Genomic DNA, 18,317 nt, shown 5'->3' on the forward strand with positions numbered 1-18,317 from the left:
CCTGTGACGATTCTTGATGACGCCCGCCCGGGCATGGACGACAGCATCCGGCCGCAGGACGACCTGTTCGGGTTCGTCAACGGCACCTGGCTCCGAGAGGTCGAGATCCCGGCCGACCGGTCCAGCTGGGGGCCGTTCGTGATGCTGGCCGACCAGGCCGAGAAGGACGTGCGCGCGATCATCGAGGAGCTCGCGGCGTCCGGCGGCGAGCCGGGCAGCGACGCCCAGAAGATCGGTGACCTCTTCGCGAGCTTCATGGACGAGGCGGCGGTGGCCGAGCGCGGCGTACGGCCGCTGGACGGTCTGAGGGCCGCCGTGGACGGGCTCCGCGACGCCGACGACCTGGCGGCGTTCCTGGGTGAGGTCGAGCGGATCGGTGGCCACGGGCTGTTCGGGTCCTACGTCGACAACGACGACAAGCAGTCCGACCGCTACATCTTCAACCTGCTCCAGGGTGGCCTCGGCCTGCCCGACAAGGACTACTACTTCGACGAGAAGTTCGCCGAGGTGCTGGGGAAGTACGCCGGCTACCTCGAGCGGCTCTATGCGCTCGCCGAGCACCCCGACCCGCGCGCGGCCGCCGAGACGATCATCCGGATCGACACCCGCCTGGCCGAGGGCCACTGGGCGCGCGAGGAGACCCGCGACAAGCAGAAGACCTACAACCTGCTGACCCTCGCCGAGCTGCGCGAGCTGGCCCCCAACTTCAACTGGGACGCCTACGTCCGCAACCTCTCCGGCTCGAAGCTGACCACCGACGCGGTGCTCGGTGAGGTGGTCGTGCGGCAGCCGTCCTTCTTCGCCCACCTCTCCACGGTGCTCGGCGAGGTCGACATCGACGACTGGAAGCTGTGGCTCTACTTCCACGTGCTGCGCTGGGCGGCGCCGTACCTGACCGACGACTTCGTCGAGACCAACTTCGACTTCTACGGGCGCACCCTCAACGGCACCCCTGAGCTGCGCGAACGATGGAAGCGCGGCGTCGCGCTGGTCGAGGGCGCGATCGGGGAGGCGGTCGGCAAGGAGTACGCCGCGCGCCACTTCCCGCCCGAGGCGAAGGCGCAGATGGACGAGCTCGTCCACAACCTCCTGGAGGCCTACCGCAAGTCGATCTCCGAGCTCGACTGGATGGGCGAGGAGACCAAGGAGAAGGCCTACGAGAAGCTCGACAAGTTCACGCCGAAGATCGGCTACCCGAACAAATGGCGCGACTACTCGGCGCTGCAGATCAGCAAGGACGACCTGATCGGCAACGTCTCCGCGGCGAGCATCTTCGAGACCGACCGGCAGCTCGGCAAGCTCGGCGGCCCGGTCGACCGTGACGAGTGGTTCATGCTGCCGCAGACGGTCAACGCCTACTACAACCCCGGAACCAACGAGATCTGCTTCCCGGCCGGCATCCTGCAGCGCCCGTTCTTCGACAAGGACGCCCACCCGGCGGAGAACTACGGCGGCATCGGCGCGGTGATCGGCCACGAGGTCGGCCACGGCTTCGACGACCAGGGCGCGCAGTTCGACGGCGACGGCAACATGCAGGACTGGTGGTCGCCGGAGGACAAGGCTGCCTTCGAGGTGAAGACCAAGGCGCTGATCGAGCAGTACTCCAAGCTCTCCCCGCGGGATCTGCCCGGCGAGTTCGTCAACGGTGCCCTGACCGTCGGCGAGAACATCGGCGACCTGGGCGGCCTGACGATCGCCCACACCGCCTACATGCTGGCGACCGGTGGCTCGGCGGAGATCGGCGACCGGCAGCGGCTCTTCCTCAACTGGGCCTACGTGTGGCGTACGGTGCGCCGCAAGGAGCAGGCGCAGCAGTACCTGACGATCGACCCGCACAGCCCGCCCGAGTTCCGCGCCAACATCGCGCGCAACCTCGACGAGTTCCACGAGGTCTTCGGCACCGCTCCGGGTGACGGTCTCTGGCTCGATCCGGAGGAGCGCGTTCGGATCTGGTGACCCCTGGGGGTAGGGGTATTGGTCAATATTCGATAACAACGTAAAGGAGTTACGCGGGAAGGCGGCTTCATAAATCCGCATTGCAGGAAATTGTTTCTCCGCGCTATCGATTCCGGTGCAAGGATTCCCCCAATCCTGGTCCCCACAATCGAGGAGAACCCCCACGATGCGTATCGTCCGAGTAGCGGGAGCAGCGACCGCTGTCGCTGTTGCAGGAACTGCCTTCATCGCCTCCTTCGGAAGCCCGGCCGGCGCCACCCCTGCCGGCTCCGCCTCCACCATCACGCCGGCGAGCGTGACGACGACCGGCCTGGCCGCCCAGCAGGTGATCGACGACGAGTCGATCGCGGACAAGGCCATCAGGGCGCTGACCAGCAAGCCGTCGACCTGGAAGGTCGGCGCGGGCCAGGAGCTCGAGCCGGTGGTGACCCTGAAGGACACCACCGGCGCCACCCACGTACGGATGAACCGCACCTACGAGGGCCTCGAGGTCGTCGGCGGCGACCTGGTCGCCCACCAGAACAGGTCCGGTGCGGTGACCTCGGTCTCCCAGGGGCTGGCCACGGTGCTGGACCTCTCGGTGAAGCCGACCGTCACCTCGGCCGCGGCGACGCGGGCCGCGCTGACCCTGGACGCGGTCACCAAGACGATCACCGATCTTGCGGTCGACAAGAAGTACGCCCCCGAGCTCGTCGTCGACGCGGTCGACGGCTCGCCGACGCTGGCCTGGCGGGTGACCACCAAGGGCAAGCAGTCCGACGGCACCCCCTCCCGTCTGGCGACCTACGTCGACGCGGGCACCGGCACGGTGCTGCGCCGGGTCGAGGGCATCCACACCATCGACGGCGAGGGCAACACCCTCTACTCCGGGACCGTCCCGCTGCAGGTGAAGCAGAACGGCTCGACGTACGAGCTGCGCGACGAGACCCGTGGCGGCACCTACACGACCGACATGAAGAACGCCGAGGACAGCCTGCTGTGCCAGCTTCTCGGGTTCGGGTGCGCGGCGGGCACCGTGGTCACGAGCCCGACCACGACCTTCGGCAACGGCTCCAACGCCGACCGGGCGACCGCGGCGGCCGACGCGCAGTACGGCACCAACGTCACCTGGGACTACTTCAAGAACGTCCACGCCCGCGACGGCATCTTCGGCGACGGCTCGGGCTCCTACAACCGGGTCCACTACGGCAAGAACTACGTCAACGCCTTCTGGGACGGCGAGAAGATGACGTACGGCGACGGCGACGGTGTCGGCTACGGACCGCTGGTGTCGCTGGACGTCGCGGGCCACGAGATGACGCACGGTGTCACCGAGAACACCTCGGGTCTGGAGTACTCCGGCGAGTCCGGTGGCCTCAACGAGTCGACCTCCGACATCTTCGGCACGATGGTCGAGTTCTACGCGAACAACGCCGAGGACAAGGGCGACTACCTGATCGGTGAGTCCTTCATCCTCGACGGCGGCGACCCGCTGCGCCGCATGGACAACCCGTCCGCCGACGGCAACTCGGTCAACTGCTGGTCCTCCTCGACCGGCAACCTCGACGTCCACTACTCCAGCGGCGTCGGCAACCACTTCTTCTACCTGCTCGCCGAGGGCTCGGGTGCGAAGACGATCGGTGGTGTCGCCCACTCGAGCACGACGTGCGACGGCTCGACGATCACCGGCATCGGTCGCGACAAGGCCGAGAAGATCTGGTTCCGCGCCAACTCGACCTACTTCACCTCGACGACCGACTACGCCGGCGCGCGCGACGCGACGGTGAAGGCGGCCTCGGACCTCTACGGCGCCTCCAGCGCCGAGGTCGCGGCCGTCGAGGCGGCCTGGACCGCGGTCTCGGTGAGCTGACCCTCAGCACCCTCACAGAGCCGGTCTCGACGGCGCCGTCCCTTCAAAAGACGGCGTCGTCGACCGCTTTTGGTAACTAAAGTACGAATTCGGGCGTGTGGTTATGCCGGTGCGGCGATTGGACGCATACTGGAGACGCCGGGCCGGTTCTGCGGGTCCCCGTGGGGGAGGACCAACAGCGCCGGCTCGGCGTTACTTCTTCCCGCTCGGTGAATAACGGTTCGCGCGGACGGTTCGTCTCTGGCTACGCTCGAGGCATGAACCTCGGTATCGCCTACATGCGCCTGCGCCCCGCCGCCTGACGGCGGCGCTTCGAGGCATACTCACGCCGCTGTCCGGCCATCTGCCGGGTAGCTGCCTCTCGCTTCCCGGCTCCCGTACGCGAGCTGGAAGTTCACTTTCGTGTCTGTACAGACCCATCACACCTCTGCCCACCTGCGCGCCGAGGACATCTCGGTCACCCGTGGCGGTCGCTCCGTCCTGCGCGGCGTCTCCCTGACCGTCTCCGCCGCCAACCGGTCCCGGCTGGCCGTCGTCGGCGAGAACGGCCGCGGCAAGACCACACTGCTCCACGTCCTGGCCGGACTGCTCGTCCCCGACTCCGGGCGTGTTCAGCGGCACGGCAGTCTCGGGATCGCCCACCAAGCCCTGGACGTACGTCCTGGGGACACCGTCGGCACCCTCACCTCCGCCGCGCTGGCGGAGTCCCACGACGCGCTCCGGGCGCTCGACGACGCTGCTGCGGCGCTCACCGAGGATCCGTCGGACTCCGCAGGGACGTACGCCGTCGCGCTGGAGCGCGCGACGGCGCTGGACGCCTGGGACGCCGAGCGCCGGGTGCAGATCGCGCTGGAGGCACTCGGTGCGTGCACCGACCACACTCGGGAGCTGGCGACCCTGTCGGTCGGGCAGCGCTACCGGGTGCGGCTGGCCTGCCTGCTCGGAGCGCACCACGACCTGCTCGTGCTCGACGAGCCGACCAACCACCTGGACGCCTCGGGGCTGGCGTTCCTGACCGAGCGGATCCGGAGCCATGCCGGCGGGGTCGTCCTGGTCTCCCACGACCGTCTCCTGCTGCGGGACACCGCCGTCGAGTTCCTCGACCTGGACCCGAGCGAGGACGGCCGCGCCCGGACGTACGCCGGGGGCTATCAGGGCTGGCAGGAGGGCCGGCGGCGCGAACGTGAGCGCTGGGAGCAGGACTTCGCGGCTCAGCAGGAGGAGCACCGGCGGCTGCAGGACTCGGTCTCGGCGGCCCGGGACCGGCTGAGCACGGGCTGGCGCCCACCCAAGGGGACCGGGAAGCATCAGCGACAGACCCGCGCTCCCGGGTTGGTGCGCTCCTTCAACCGAGACCTCGCGGCGCTCGAGGCGCACCGCGTCTCCGTGCCGGAGCCGCCGGTGTCGCTGCAGTTTCCGTCGCTCCCGTCGAATGTCGGGGGAACGCTGCTGCGGGCTGATGACATCAAGGTGTTCGGTCGGCTGTCCGCGCCCGTCTCGCTCGCTCTCGACGCCGGCGAGCGGCTGCTCGTGATCGGTCCGAACGGGGCGGGCAAGTCGACGTTGCTGCAGGTGCTGGGCGGCGGGATCGCTCCTTCGGCGGGCTCGGTGTGGGTCTCGCCGGGGGCGCGGGTGGCGCTGGTCGGACAGGAGGAGCCGGCCTGGGCGCCGGGGCTGACCGCGGCCGAGGTCTATGCACAGCACTGCGGACGGCTGGTCGCCGCCGGGGTGGTGCCCGAGCGGGCGCTCGTCTCGCTCCGGTCGACGGGGCTGATGGACGCGGAGGCGCGGCGTACGCCTGCGTCGCGGCTGTCCCAGGGGCAGCAGCGACGGCTCGAGCTGGCGCTGCGGCTGGCCTCGCGCCCGCACCTGCTGATCCTGGACGAGCCGACCAACCACCTCTCGGCCGGGCTGGTGGACGAGCTCACGGCTGCGTTGCGGGCGACGCCGGCGGCGGTCGTCGTGGCCACGCACGACCGGCAGATGCTGGCCGATCTCGCCGACTGGCCGACATCGGCGCTGGGAAAGTAGTCGGTGGTCCCTGGTAGACCTGGGTGCATGACTGATCCCGCCAGTGACGTACGTGCTCGTGCCGAGGCGCATCTGCGCGCCCTCGTGGGGCGCCCGGATGCGTCTCTGCGCGAGGACCAGTGGTCGGCCATCTCGGCGCTCGCGGTCGACCGCCGTCGCGCGCTGGTCGTGCAGAAGACCGGCTGGGGGAAGTCGGCGGTCTACTTCGTGGCGACGCTGCTGCTGCGCGAGGCCGGTCTGGGGCCGACGGTGATCGTCTCGCCGCTGCTCGCGCTGATGCGCAACCAGATCGCGGCCGCGCAGCGGGCCGGGATCCGGGCGGTGACGATCAACTCGACCAACCCGGAGGACTGGGTCTCGATCGAGGAGGCCATCCACGCCGGCGAGGTGGACGTCCTGCTGGTCTCTCCCGAGCGGCTCAACAACCCGAAGTTCCGCGACGCGGTGCTGCCTCGGTTGGCCGCCGAGTGCGGCCTGCTGGTGGTCGACGAGGCCCACTGCATCTCCGACTGGGGGCATGACTTCCGGCCCGACTACCGCCGGATCCGTACGCTGCTGGCCGACCTTCCCACCGGGATCCCGGTGCTCGCGACGACCGCGACCGCCAACTCCCGGGTGACCGCGGACGTCGCCGAGCAGATGGGTTCGGGAGTTCTGGTGCTTCGAGGATCGTTGGACCGCGAGTCGCTGCGGCTCGGGGTAGTCTCGCTGAAGACCCCGGAGCAGCGGCTGGCCTGGCTCTCCGACCACCTCTCCGAGCAGCCCGGATCGGGCATCGTCTACTGCCTGACCGTGGCCGCGACCGAGGAGATCGCCGACTACCTGCGCTCGCGCGGTCACGACGTGGCCGCCTACTCCGGACGCACGGAGGCGGCCGAGCGGGCCGAGCTGGAGGAGTCGCTGGCCGCCGGGAAGGTCAAGGCGCTCGTCGCGACCTCGGCGCTCGGGATGGGCTTCGACGCGACGCTCGGGTTCGTGGTCAACATGGGCGCGCCCTCCTCCCCGGTCTCCTACTACCAGCAGGTCGGGCGCGCCGGCCGCGGCACGTCCGACGCCTCGGTCGTGCTGCTTCCCGGTGTCGAGGACCGCGACATCTGGGCCTACTTCGCCTCGCTCGCCTTCCCGCGCGAGGAGCAGGTGCGGCAGACCCTGGGTGTCCTCTCCGAGGCAGGGCGGGCGCTGTCGACCCAGGCGCTGGAGACGTACGTCGACCTGTCCCGCTCACGCCTCGAGCAGATGCTCAAGGTGCTGGACGTCGACGGAGCCGCCCGCCGGGTCGGCGGTGGCTGGGAGGCGACCGGTGTCCCGTGGGACTACGACGCGGAGCGCTATGCGCGGGTCGCGGAGGCTCGGCGCCGCGAGCAGGACGCGATGCTCGCCTACATCTCGACGGACCAGTGCCGGATGCGGTTCCTGCGCGAGCAGCTCGACGACCCCGGCGCCGTCGACTGCGGTCGGTGCGACAACTGCGGCGGCTTCGCGGTGACATCGGCGGTCTCCGAGGGGGCGGTCCAGGAGGCGTCGGCCCGGCTGTCGCGGCCCGGGGTCGTCGTGGAGCCGAAGAAGATGTGGCCGACCGGCCTCGACCGGCTCGGCATCTCGCTCAAGGGCAAGATCAAGGAGGGGCCGCTCGAAGGGCGCGCGGTCGCGCGGCTGACCGATCTCGGCTACGGCCAGGCGCTGCGTGACCTCTTCCGTGAGCCCGCCCAGGACGGTCCGGTGCCGGTGCCGCTGGTGAAGGCGGTGGTCGAGGTGCTGGGCGACTGGAAGCCTCGCGTGGGCGGCATCGTCTATGTCGAGTCGGCGACCCGCCCCACCCTGACCCGCGACTTCGCCGACGGTCTCTCGCGCTACCTCCGCGTCCCCGTCCTCGGCTCGTGGGCCATCGTCGACCCCGACATCGGTCCCGGTCACGGCGCCTCCAACTCCGCCCAGCGCGTCGCGGCGGTCGGTCGCCGATTCTCGCTCCACGCCGAGGTCCCGCCCGGTGCTGACGTACTGCTCGTCGACGACCGCGTCGCGACCGGCTGGACCATCACCCTCGCGGCCCGCGCTCTCCTCGACGCCGGCGCCGGTTCGGTGAGCCCGTTGGTGCTGGCGACGACCACCTGATTCACCTTCGCTGGTCGAGCCGGATTCGTGAGGAACGAACGAATCCGTGTCGAGACCAACACAGTCCCATCGAGCGCAGATGACTGTGTTGGTCTCGACACGCTCGCTGGCGCTCGCGGCTCGACCGGCGGGGCGCTCCTTCAGATCGCAGGCCGGACGATGCCGTGGTCGTACGCGAAGACGATGGCGGCGGCGCGGTCGCGGAGGTCGAGCTTGGCGAAGATGCGGCCGATGTGGGACTTCACCGTGAGCTCGGAGATGACGAGCCGCTCGGCGATCTCGGAGTTGGTCCAGCCGGAGGCGAGGCCGCGGAGCACCTCGAGCTCGCGGTCGGTGAGCTCGGAGACCTCGACCGCCCTCGACGCCGGCGGAGCGACCGCGGAACGGTAGGTGGCCAGGACCCGGCCGGTGATGGCGGGATCGAGCCAGGCGTCGCCGAGGGCGACGGAGCGTACGGCCATGACCAGCTCCTCGGCGGGTGAGTCCTTGAGGATGAAGCCGGCGGCGCCGGCGCGGAGGGCACCGGAGACGAGCTCGTCCTCGTCGAACGTGGTCAGCACCAGCACCGGCGGAGCCTCCGGCAGCGCCCGCACCAGGCCGGTTGCCGTGATCCCGTCGACCTGCCGCATCCGGAGGTCCATGACGACGACGTCGGCCGGGTTGGCCTCGAGCGCCGCGACCACCTCGGAGCCGTCCCCGCACTCGGCGACGATCTCCAGCCCGTCGCGCCGTCGCAGGATGCGGCGCAGGCCGCTGCGTACGAGCTCCTGGTCGTCGACCACGATCACCCGGATCGGCGACGTTGTGTTGCTGGCGGCGGGGCTGACCGGCGTCATGCGAGAGCCTTGCGTACGAGACAGTGCGGCGGGATCACGAGGTCAACCTTCCACATCGACTCCTCGGCCCCCGCCGACAACCGGCCGCGGAGCTGCTCGGCGCGGGCGGCCATCCCGGCCAGCCCGGACCCCTCGCCGACCCCGCGCCGGGTGCCGACGATCGGGTTCTCCACGGAGAGACGTACGCCGTCCGCGACCGCCAGCGAGACCGAGACCGGCGCCCCGGGCGCGTGCCGGATGGCGTTGGCGAGCGACTCCTGCAGGATCCGGTAGATGCCCAGCCCCACGCCGGCGTCGATGCGGGAGAGGTCGCCGGAGGAGGCGAACGTGATCGTCTGCCCCGCGCTGCGGCCCTCCTCCACGAGCCGGACCACGTCCGCGGCCCCGGGGAGCGGCGCCGTCCCGGGGCCGGAGGTCGACAGCACCCCGATCGTACGCCGGATCTCGGCCATCGCCCGGCGCCCGACGGCCTCCGCCTCGGTGAGCGCGGACACCGCCTCATCGGGGTCGTCCCCCTCGGCGACGGAGCGCCGCGCCGCGGTGAGGTGGAGCAGGGTGATGGAGAGCGAGTGCCCCACCAGGTCGTGGATCTCGCGGGCGATCCGGGTGCGCTCGGCCTCGGTCGCGCGGGCGTGCTCCTGCGACCGCGCCTGCCGTTCGGCGCGCAGCGCCCGCATCTGGGCGAGGATCAGCAGTCCGAGGATCCAGCCGACGAAGAGCAGCAGGAAGTGGACCCCGACACCGCTGGGTGTGTCGGAGGCGAAGATCCTCATCACCACGGCCGAGGCGATCGCATAGAGGGTCCCGGTCCGGAAGCCCTCACGGACGACCATCTCCAGAGTGAGCGGGACCAGCACTGCCGGCGCGAAGTCGTGCTGTGGCCAGAACGCGGAGGCGGGCTGCGACATCAGCCACGCCGACCCGGCCAGGGTCGGCAGGAGGTCGACGGCCCACATGTGATTCTTGAGCCACTCGCCGGTGTTCGGGATGAAGAAGATGCTCAGCGACGGGACGACGACGACCAGGCCGGCGGCGACCATGTCGGCGGCGGCCTCGCGCTGGAGCACGGCCACCGTGACCATCGCGACGAGCCCGAACGCCGACAGCAGCGGGGCCCACCAGGGGATGTCGAGATTCTTGCTGCGGCAGCGCCGTTCCAGGAAGTCACGCACATCGCGAGCGGAGTCCTGGACACTCATGCCGTTCAGTCTAGAAACGCGTGAGTCGCGTCGCATCCGACCACGGCAGGTGGCGACTCTCCTACCACGGTAGGAACGCAGGTGCCTGCCCTCGTCCGATGCGCCCGGGCGTCGCCGATCCGTAGCGTCGAACCCATCCCAACGACGACGGACGGTGAGGACCATGACCTGGAGCCAGACCCACGAACGTTACCGCCTGCTGAACGAGGCGGAGGAGGAGTTGCGTGCCGGCTTCGCGCGCAGGCTGCCGTGGTCGCCGGCCTATGCCGAGGCCTTCGGCACCCCGGAGCGCCTGGCTCAGGCCCTGCGCCACCGGTGGCGGATCCGCTTCCAGGCGCAGCTCGACCCGGCGCTGTCGCAGGAGGACTACGAGGCCACCTTCGCCGACCTGCTGGCCGACCTGGCACCGCTGATGGGACGGATCGGCACCCACGAGTTCAGCGAGGAGCTGGCCGATGCCTCGGCTTGATCTGCGACCGATCGAGCGAGGGAGGTCGTACGCCCGCTGGGCGCTGTCCCAGGGCATCAACCGAGCGGTGCTGAGCCTCGCGTCGAGGCGCGGCGACCCGCTCGCCGAGCTGATGTGGTCGCGCGATGTGCCGGACTACGACCGGCTGCGAGCGCGAGGCCCGATCCACGTGAACCCGTTCATGGCCGGCACCGTGTCGTACGCCGCCGCCAACGAGATCCTGCGCAGCAGCGACTTCGGCGTCGGCGACGGCCAGGGTGAGCTCCCGGTGCCGCTGCGGTGGCTGCTCGGCAAGGTGAGCGCGCCCGACGCACTGGGCCCGGTCGACCCGCCGTCGATGCTTGCGGTCGACCCGCCGCTGCACACCCGCTATCGCAAGCACGTCTCGAAGGCGTTCACCGCCCGCCGGATCAGCTCCATGGCCGAGATGGTCACCGCGGTCGCCGGCGACCTGCTCGACGAGATCGACCCGCGCGAGGGGCGGGTCGACATCATCGAGGAGTACGCCGCGAAGCTCCCGATCGCCGTCATCGCCGAGCTGCTGGGCGTGCCCGACTCCGACCGGGCGGACATCCTGCGCTGGGGCGATCAGGCCGCCGCGATCCTCGATCCCGGGCTGTCGTGGCGCGACTACGCGCAGGTCGAGACCGCGATGAGGTCCCTGCACCACTGGTTCGAGGACCACGTACGCCGCCTTCGCTCAGACCCCGCCGACGACCTCCTCAGCGCCCTGGTGATCGCCGGCGACCTCGACGACATCGAGCTCCACGCGCTCGGGCTCCTGGTCCTGGCGGCGGGTTTCGAGACCACCGTCAACCTGCTCGGTAACGCCGTCGCCGCCCTCGATGCGCATCCGGAGCAGCGTTCCCTCTTCTTGGCCGAGCCGACCTTGGCCGACGGTGTCGTCGAGGAGACCCTGCGCTGGGACCCGCCCGTCATGGCCACCGTCCGCCAGGCCTACGCGGATACGCACGTCGCCGGCACGGACGTCGCCAAGGGCACCGCCGTGGCGGTCGTCATCGGCGGAGCCAACCGCGACCCGTCCGTGTTCGAGGACCCCGACACGTACGACATCACCCGGCCCGACGCCGACCAGCACCTCTCCTTCTCCGCCGGCGCCCACTTCTGCCTCGGCGCCAGCCTCGCCCGCCTCGAAGCCCGCGTAGGCCTCCGCATGCTCTTCGAGCGCTTCCCGTCTCTCCGTGTCTCCGGCGAAGGCATACGCCGCCCCACCCGCATCCTCCGCGGCTACGCATCCCTGCCGGTCGCCCTGTGACCCGTGGTGTACTACTCCTACTGAGGCACCCGCCGGGGGTGCGATCGGAAGCCTCGGGAGGGCGGACCATGGGTGAGAACGGTCAGGTCAGCGTCGACACCATGCGGCTTGACGCAGCGCGGCAGAACCTGAACGACCAACGCGAACGCGTGTTGGAGGCGCGGAAGCAGCTCGCTGATCCCGTTGGTGGCATGTTCGGAGGTTCCTCGCGAGGTGAGTGGCTAGGGGCTGTCGTCCGGAAGGGGCACCAGAACATCGACAGTTCCCTCGGGGACACCGCTAAGGGTCTCCATGAGACCAGCGAAGCGATCCACGACGCCATGGTTGCGATCGAAGGGGCTGACGTCGACGCTGCGGTCACTGCGCAGAAGTTCGCCAATGCCCTCGCGCTGATGAGCAACCCATTGGTCATCTTCAACAAGAACCAAGGCCCCGGTAAGTACCTCGCGATCTGACTCTGCCGACGGAGTCAGAGCAGTTTGAACGTCGGCAGAACCTTGGCGATAAGGGCGTCCGCTTCATTCCGGTCGAGGCTGGTCTTGGACAAGTCCCAGTTGATCTCGATGAGCTTTTCGCCGTCCTTGGTGCCGTAGCTGTCGTTCCAGGTGCGACCGGTTTCGTACTGGAAGTGATAGAACACCGACCCGTCGACTGTGACGTCGGGGAGGCGCTTGAGGTTCTCGGCGCCGTCCTCGACGAGAATGTCTTTCTCGTACCCGGCGGCCTTCTCGAGGTCTCCTGGTCCGAGGGCGCCCGACAGGAAGGTCCCGAACCCAGCGGACGACCCGAGGTCATCCTTCGGAGCGACCAGGGACACGGTCCACTTCCCCGCCTGCTCGGTCGTCCAATCCGGCGGGATCTGGACCTGAGCCTCCTCGATCGCTGCGACCTTCCAATCCGCAGGAACAGACGATTCGCTGGGTGAAGCGGACGGTGTGGGCTTCGGCTCGGCAGTTCCGGGAGAGGTGCCGCCGCCTGATGATGTGCAGCCGGCACCAGCGAGGGCAACGGACAGGATCAATGCGGCCATGGCGCTCGCCCGGGACATCGTCATGAGGCAGACTCTAGAACAAACCACCGCATGTGCCGGGCGCGATGCCCAGTCAGTCGTACAACATGCATTTGGGATCGAGCGGTCCCTCAACCAAGCCCTCGGGAGGGACTATGGCAGTCAAGGGTCAGTGGATGCTTCGGCTCGGCGACTACGTGCGGGGTGGAGACATCGCTGCTATCGAAGCGATGCTCAGAAGCTGGGAGGGCGCCCGAGACAACTTCGACGGTGCCGGCAAGACGATGCTTGACAACGCTGGACGGGTCGAAGACGGCTTCTCGGAGACGTCGTTGTCCGGCCAGGCCGCTCGGCGGGACATGGAAACCTCAGGCAAAGAGACCAACAAGAAGCGCGATGTGCTCAAGGACGCGATCGACGCGCTGTGGATCGTCCACGCCAAGTTGTACGAGGCGATGGAGGCGCACAAACGGCTCGAGGCTACGTTGCCCGCGTCTCACAACCCGGTGCCGCCAGAGTCGTCCTTCAACACGAAAGCTGGTGGCGGCACGTCGACCGCCGAAGCGGCGGCGAACCAGCAGAAGTATGCGGATGCGAAGCAGCAGTACGCCAAGGATGAGGCGGCGATCGCCGATGCCGAGCGGGAGGCTGCACAGAGGGTCCAAGCTGTCGACGTCTCCGTCGAAGATGCAGAACCAAAGGTACGTGCCTTGTACGACGATGGCAGCGACTCCAACGCGCTGCCTCCCGGCACATCGGCACAACCGGGTTCGGCAAGCCAGGTTGCCGCGTCCCAAGCCCGGATGGCGAAGTACAACTCCGGCACCCTCTATTCCGACGGTTGGGGCCATGAGCTGATCACTCAGGAGAAAGCCAACATCGAAGCGCACAAGGCGGAGAACAAGCCCGAGTGGAACGGCAGCGAGTGGATCAACGCGGACGGCACTCCCGCCCCCTCGACGTCGTACGCGATGGTCGAGACCGCTGACGGCCTCGCACCCCTCGCTGGCGGCACCGGCGGTATGTCCGCCCTGGCGATCGTCGGTGGCGGCGCCCTTCTCGGCGCCGGCGTGGCCAAGGCCATCGCCAGCAGGTTCGCCGCCGGAGCGTCCGCGAAGGCAGCGACCGCTGGAGCCACCTCCCGGTCGGCCGCAGCCAGGTCCGCAGCTGCCAGGGCTGGCGCCGCGGGTGCCCGTGCGGGAGCCGGCGCTGGCGCTGGGGCCCGCGGTGCGGGCGCGCGTGGCGCGGGAGCCGGCGCGCGAGGCACTGGTGCCGGCGGACGTGGGGCCGGCCGGGGCGGTGCTGCCGGTCGCGGTGGAGCCGGTGCCGCCGGTGGCCGCGGCAGCAAGAAGCGGGACCAGAACGGCAGCCAGAACCAAGAGTGGGAAGCCGACTACACCGACGACTGGACCGAGACAGCAAGCGACGTCTTGGACCCCAACGCATCCCGCGGCTGGGCCCCGACCTCAACGCCGGGGGACGACACCAGCGATGGCAAGAACCGCCGCAGTTAGTTTGCATAGTTCCGCTGTCCACGGCGGTGGCCCGACGTCCCTTCGTCGAGCGAGCTGGCACCACGGATGGCGTCTATGGCATGGGATTGGCGTTGACTGCGCCGTTTCGCTCGTGCCAACTTTAGGTTGGGCCTGAAAGGCTCTTGTTTCCTCGGGTAGACAGAATTTTCTTGTGTCGTATGTGTTTGAACTGCTGACTTCTGGGGAAGAAGACGAGTAACAACCACAGCGCACGGAGGATTCGAGTGAGCGGGTACGAAGTTACAGTTGAGGAACTGAGGCGCGCGTCGGGCAAGTACAAGGCACTCGTCGAGGACCTGGGGTCGTCGAAGATGCCAGACTCCGCGCTGAGCGCCGACCGCCTCGGTCACAATGAGGTCGCCTCCTGGCTGAAGGAAGTCGTCAACGAGTCGAAGGACGCACACAAGGAGCTCAAGGACGGCCTCGACCGCATCTCCGAGTTCCTTATCGACAAGGCCCGAGACTACGAGCAGGCCGACCTCGACAGCGAGGACCTGATGAAGCGCGGTCAGACCGACCTCGACAACGGCACGTTCCTCAACACGTGGAGAGAAGGTCAGTCGCCACGGAACGTGCAGCTCTTGCCAGGTGAGTGGACGCCAGGGCAGGCCCCAGGGGATGTCCAACCGCTCACGGACACTTGGCCGAACGGCAACTCATGACGCTCCCGCAGGGTGCGGAGCTTGGCACCACCAACGACCCCAAGGCCCTGATCGTCGGCGACAAGGCGGCGGTGGCTGAGCAAGGCACCGCGATCCTCGATGAGCAACGTCGTATCGCCAAGCTTCTCGACAGTCTCAACGGCCTTGCCATCGACAGTTGGCAAGGGGGGATCGGTCAGTTGCAGTACGGCAGCCTGAAGATCGCCGAAGCGATGAAGTTGGGGGCGTATCGAGACGTGCTCAAGCAAGCCGGCACGCGCCTCGTCGATTACTCTGACGCGCTAGCGACGGCTCAGGGCCGGGCCCAGGACGCCATCAATAAGTGGAACGAAGGCGAGCAGGCGACGAAAGAGGCCCTCGCTGACCATAACGCCGCCGTGCAGTCACACAATGAGCGCGTTGACGCGCACAACGTCAGGTTGAAAGCTGGACTCCCGGTTCCAGCGATTGCCTTCACTCCACCCGGTCCTTTCGTCGACCCGGGCGAGGCTCTGCGTAAGGAGGCTGAGGAGATCCTGGAGGACGCCCGTAAGGAGTTGGACAGCGCAGGAACCACCGCGGTCAATCCCACATCGCCGTTCGCCGGAGTCTCAACATCCGGAGAAGGAAAGGCAAAGCGCGGGTTCCCCGGGTTTGGAATGTTCGACGACTTGAAGAGCGCTTTCCAGAAGGGACGGGATCTCGGCAACGGAGGCGGCAACTTTCCGGGCGAGTTCATGAACTGGAAGGCGGGAGTGAGCGGCAATTCGCAGGCGAATCTTCCGTTCGGATCACCGGATGAGTGGAGCATCAAAGCAGGATCTGCTGGGTTCGAAGGTGCGGTGTATGACCTTCAAGGACAGTTTGATCAGGAGATCGGCGAACTTCAGTTTCACGCCGATGGAACGGTGACTGTGTTGGGGGCTAGCGGTGAAGCCTTCGCCAGAATCGACAAGGACGGACTTGCGTTGGGGGCGGAGGGCCATATACGGCTCGTTGAAGCCAAGGGCGGGGCATCGGTTAAGTACGATGAGGTTGAGTTCTATGGTAAGGGGAGCGCTTATATCGGTGCCGATGGCATTGCGCGGATTGACACCGATAAAGAGGGCGTCCACGCTGACCTGGGAGCGTTTGTCGGCGCCAAGTCTGCTCTCGAAGGTGGTTTTATAGCGGGAGGTATTGGAGTCGGACTAACAGGCGAGGGATGGGCGGGAGCCGGCGCTGAGGCCGAGTTGGATGCTGGCTTTAACGAGGACGGGAAGTTCGTCTTCAACGCCAAGACTGGTGTGGCTGCCGAATACGGGGGTGCCTTGGGCGCCAATATTACTGTCGACCCGGACGAAGTTAAGAATTCTGCGATCGAGACGATCAAGGATCCGAGGAAATTGGCGGACTATCAAGTGTCGCCGGACGAGATAGCGAAAGGCGGAGGGTGGCTCTACTCGCATCGACAGGAGATCGGTGACGGAGCTAAGGCTTTGGGAGGTGCCGCATGGGACAACCGTGAAGAAATTGCGCGGCACGTGGTGGATAGCAAAATTCACACGCCGAGCGAGATTGCTGAAAGCGGTGCGATGCTGGCCGGCGTCGCATATGAACACAGAGAAGCGATTGGCGACGCGACGACGCTCGACGCCGACGAACTTAAGAGTGCGGGCTCGAAAATAGCACGAGGCGTGAAGGGCCTGTTCGAATGAGTGCGACAAGGCTGCCCGTTCCGCTACAAATGAAGCTTCCGTCCGTGAATTGGCATCGAATCGATCCAGAGGCGTTGTCGATGGCGCCCGTCGGGTTTATGGCCGTGCGCGCCGTGGAAAAGGGTGAGTATGTACCGACTCTGATAGTGGATGGAGAAGTCCGCGAGGGTGACTTCGAAGTCGAGAAACTCGCTGACGAGGTTGTAACGGGCCTCCGAGAACAGTGTGACCACGCCGGTTTGGTCAAGCGTCGTGAGAGCCGTACCGAAAACTCGTCGTCGATCCTTCAGTTGATAGAGATCGAGGAGCAGAGGGATGGTCGGCGGTTTGACCTCCAGCAAGTTCAGGTGCTGCAGGTGATCCAAGATCTAGCGCAACCTGCACGCCGGTACCTGTTGACGTTCACTATGATTAGTGAATTCAAGAAACGGCAACAGCTTCAGGACGAATTCTCGGACTTTATGGATTCAGTTTCGTTTCTATCGGGCTGATGGATTAGGGCGCAAAGAATCGTCCAACTGCATTCTGGTGATTCCATCCGTGAGCATGCAGCCACTCGAAAAGCGGTGCCTTGATCCGGTCCTCGCGAAAGAGGTATGGTGAATCCTTGCCTTGCTCATCTTCTGGGTCCGTGTCGTCTGCTTTGCCGCCCAGGGTGAACGAAAAGTCCTTCGTTATTCGTTTTCCGGAGCTCCAGGTCATCCCGCTTGTCTTGAATCCCGAATCGTTGTAGCCGGCCGCTCCGAAAGAGGCCGATCTACGTGTCTCGTTGTAATTGAATGTTCCAGTCGCCTGATTCAGGGTAACGGTTAGCCGATAGGTCTGGTCGGCTTCGCCTTCCTGCGCTGGATAGAGAGCCGAGACTTTCGTCATGTCCCACCAACCAAGAATTTGGATTCCCTCGGCGTAGTAGCTGAATGGCCAGTCGGGGACATTGAGAGTGACGATCTGCGGAAGCATCTCAGCTAGCGGTGTCGGCATGCCAGAGACGATACGCCCAAATACATCCGGACGTACACCCAGAAGCTTGGCCGACGCAGTGCTGAGCCTCGATGGTGGGCCGGGTCTGTGAACTCGTTATACGAGTTCCTGGTCGTCAGCCGTCTACCTGGACACCGAAGTCTACGTTGCTGCCGTCAACGGCGCGGACGGTGACTGTGAGTCCGAGTTGGTCGGTTCCAGCTGTGAGCGTGCACCTCATCGTTTCGCCGACTGTTCCGTTGAGATCGCCGGGGCAGTCGATCTTGTCTGGCCGCTGGCCGACCTCCTGCTCCAGGATATCCGCGACCTTCTTTTCGAGCGTTGCCTTATCGACTATGGGATTTGTTGGAAGGCTGGTGCCGGTGGATTCTACAACCTTGTATCGGTACTTGATGTCAGTTCCGTCGACCTCCGTTACCGTAAGTTTGACGGTGTGGGTTTCGCCGGTTGCAGAGACGCTGCACTTCAGGACTGCATCCTTCTTGCCTGGCAGGTCGCCAGGACAGTCGACGTCGTCGGGTCGAACCCCGGTCTGTTTCTCGAGTAGTTGGGCTAGTTGCTTCTCGGCCTTCTCTTCGCTGAGGGACGTGCCGGCGCTGAACGACACCGAGCAAGCCGAGACCGGGACGACAATTGCGCAGAGGACGGCACCCGAGATGGCGCGTGTGATCGTCATGCCTCTATGAAACCACGGCAAAGTGGTGGGGATTGGCAAACAGGCCCGGG

The 18,317-nt window shown here is 67.0% G+C and carries 16 protein-coding genes; 11 read left to right on the top strand and 5 right to left on the bottom strand.

Features of this window, described 5'->3' with window-relative positions:
• The first annotated feature begins 3 nt into the window (after positions 1-3).
• The 4 genes from ACWZJV_RS15235 (at position 4) to ACWZJV_RS15250 (ending at position 7,948) form a co-directional block, all read left to right on the top strand.
• On the top strand, positions 4-1,956 hold the full coding sequence (locus tag ACWZJV_RS15235; RefSeq protein ID WP_008355816.1) for a M13 family metallopeptidase: 1,953 nt from the start codon (positions 4-6) through the stop codon (positions 1,954-1,956).
• A gap of 166 nt (positions 1,957-2,122) precedes the next feature.
• Entirely contained in the window at positions 2,123-3,805 is a 1,683-nt protein-coding gene (locus tag ACWZJV_RS15240) for a M4 family metallopeptidase (protein ID WP_457176876.1), read from the top strand.
• 402 nt (positions 3,806-4,207) lie between these two features.
• Positions 4,208-5,836 (top strand): ABC-F family ATP-binding cassette domain-containing protein, encoded by a 1,629-nt coding sequence (locus tag ACWZJV_RS15245; RefSeq protein WP_457176878.1) that lies wholly within the window; start codon positions 4,208-4,210, stop codon positions 5,834-5,836.
• Between the two features lie 27 nt (positions 5,837-5,863).
• Entirely contained in the window at positions 5,864-7,948 is a 2,085-nt protein-coding gene (locus ACWZJV_RS15250) for a DEAD/DEAH box helicase (RefSeq protein WP_457176880.1), read from the top strand.
• A 140-nt stretch (positions 7,949-8,088) separates the two neighbouring features.
• On the opposite strand, the gene ACWZJV_RS15255 is transcribed toward ACWZJV_RS15250, so the two are convergent.
• Positions 8,089-8,784 carry a response regulator transcription factor gene (locus ACWZJV_RS15255; protein WP_457176882.1) on the bottom strand — a complete coding sequence of 232 codons (696 nt, stop codon included), beginning with the start codon at positions 8,782-8,784 and terminating at the stop codon, positions 8,089-8,091.
• Positions 8,781-9,983 (bottom strand): sensor histidine kinase, encoded by a 1,203-nt coding sequence (locus ACWZJV_RS15260; RefSeq protein ID WP_457176884.1) that lies wholly within the window; start codon positions 9,981-9,983, stop codon positions 8,781-8,783. The genes ACWZJV_RS15255 and ACWZJV_RS15260 overlap by 4 nt, the downstream gene beginning before the upstream one ends.
• A 163-nt stretch (positions 9,984-10,146) precedes the next feature.
• Between ACWZJV_RS15260 and ACWZJV_RS15265 the strand changes: the two genes are divergently transcribed.
• The 3 genes from ACWZJV_RS15265 (at position 10,147) to ACWZJV_RS15275 (ending at position 12,183) form a co-directional block, all read left to right on the top strand.
• On the top strand, positions 10,147-10,452 hold the full coding sequence (locus ACWZJV_RS15265) for a hypothetical protein (RefSeq protein WP_457176886.1): 306 nt from the start codon (positions 10,147-10,149) through the stop codon (positions 10,450-10,452).
• Positions 10,439-11,728: a cytochrome P450 gene (locus tag ACWZJV_RS15270; RefSeq protein ID WP_457176888.1), complete on the top strand. Its 1,290-nt coding sequence runs from the start codon at positions 10,439-10,441 to the stop codon at positions 11,726-11,728. The genes ACWZJV_RS15265 and ACWZJV_RS15270 overlap by 14 nt, the downstream gene beginning before the upstream one ends.
• Before the next feature lie 68 nt (positions 11,729-11,796).
• Positions 11,797-12,183, top strand: a complete 387-nt coding sequence (locus ACWZJV_RS15275) for a hypothetical protein (RefSeq protein WP_196875991.1) — start codon at positions 11,797-11,799, stop codon at positions 12,181-12,183.
• Positions 12,184-12,197: 14 nt separating this feature from the next.
• On the opposite strand, the gene ACWZJV_RS15280 is transcribed toward ACWZJV_RS15275, so the two are convergent.
• The gene (locus ACWZJV_RS15280) at positions 12,198-12,782 is read right to left on the bottom strand and encodes a hypothetical protein (RefSeq protein ID WP_008355832.1); all 585 of its coding nucleotides are present in this window, start codon (positions 12,780-12,782) and stop codon (positions 12,198-12,200) included.
• A gap of 110 nt (positions 12,783-12,892) precedes the next feature.
• On the opposite strand from ACWZJV_RS15280, the gene ACWZJV_RS15285 reads away from it, so the two are divergent.
• From ACWZJV_RS15285 to ACWZJV_RS15300, 4 genes are all read left to right on the top strand, one after another.
• On the top strand, positions 12,893-14,251 hold the full coding sequence (locus tag ACWZJV_RS15285; protein ID WP_457176891.1) for a hypothetical protein: 1,359 nt from the start codon (positions 12,893-12,895) through the stop codon (positions 14,249-14,251).
• 245 nt (positions 14,252-14,496) lie between these two features.
• Positions 14,497-14,934, top strand: a complete 438-nt coding sequence (locus ACWZJV_RS15290) for a hypothetical protein (RefSeq protein WP_457176893.1) — start codon at positions 14,497-14,499, stop codon at positions 14,932-14,934.
• Positions 14,931-16,610, top strand: a complete 1,680-nt coding sequence (locus ACWZJV_RS15295; protein ID WP_457176895.1) for a putative T7SS-secreted protein — start codon at positions 14,931-14,933, stop codon at positions 16,608-16,610. The genes ACWZJV_RS15290 and ACWZJV_RS15295 overlap by 4 nt, the downstream gene beginning before the upstream one ends.
• Positions 16,607-17,101, top strand: coding sequence for a hypothetical protein (locus ACWZJV_RS15300; protein WP_457176896.1), 495 nt, complete (start codon positions 16,607-16,609; stop codon positions 17,099-17,101). The genes ACWZJV_RS15295 and ACWZJV_RS15300 overlap by 4 nt, the downstream gene beginning before the upstream one ends.
• A gap of 4 nt (positions 17,102-17,105) precedes the next feature.
• On the opposite strand, the gene ACWZJV_RS15305 is transcribed toward ACWZJV_RS15300, so the two are convergent.
• Entirely contained in the window at positions 17,106-17,591 is a 486-nt protein-coding gene (locus tag ACWZJV_RS15305; RefSeq protein ID WP_457176898.1) for a hypothetical protein, read from the bottom strand.
• Positions 17,592-17,706: 115 nt separating this feature from the next.
• Positions 17,707-18,267: a DUF4333 domain-containing protein gene (locus tag ACWZJV_RS15310; RefSeq protein ID WP_457176900.1), complete on the bottom strand. Its 561-nt coding sequence runs from the start codon at positions 18,265-18,267 to the stop codon at positions 17,707-17,709.
• Between the last annotated feature and the right edge of the window lie 50 nt (positions 18,268-18,317).

It is taken from the genome of Nocardioides sp. WG-D5, assembly GCF_054031175.1.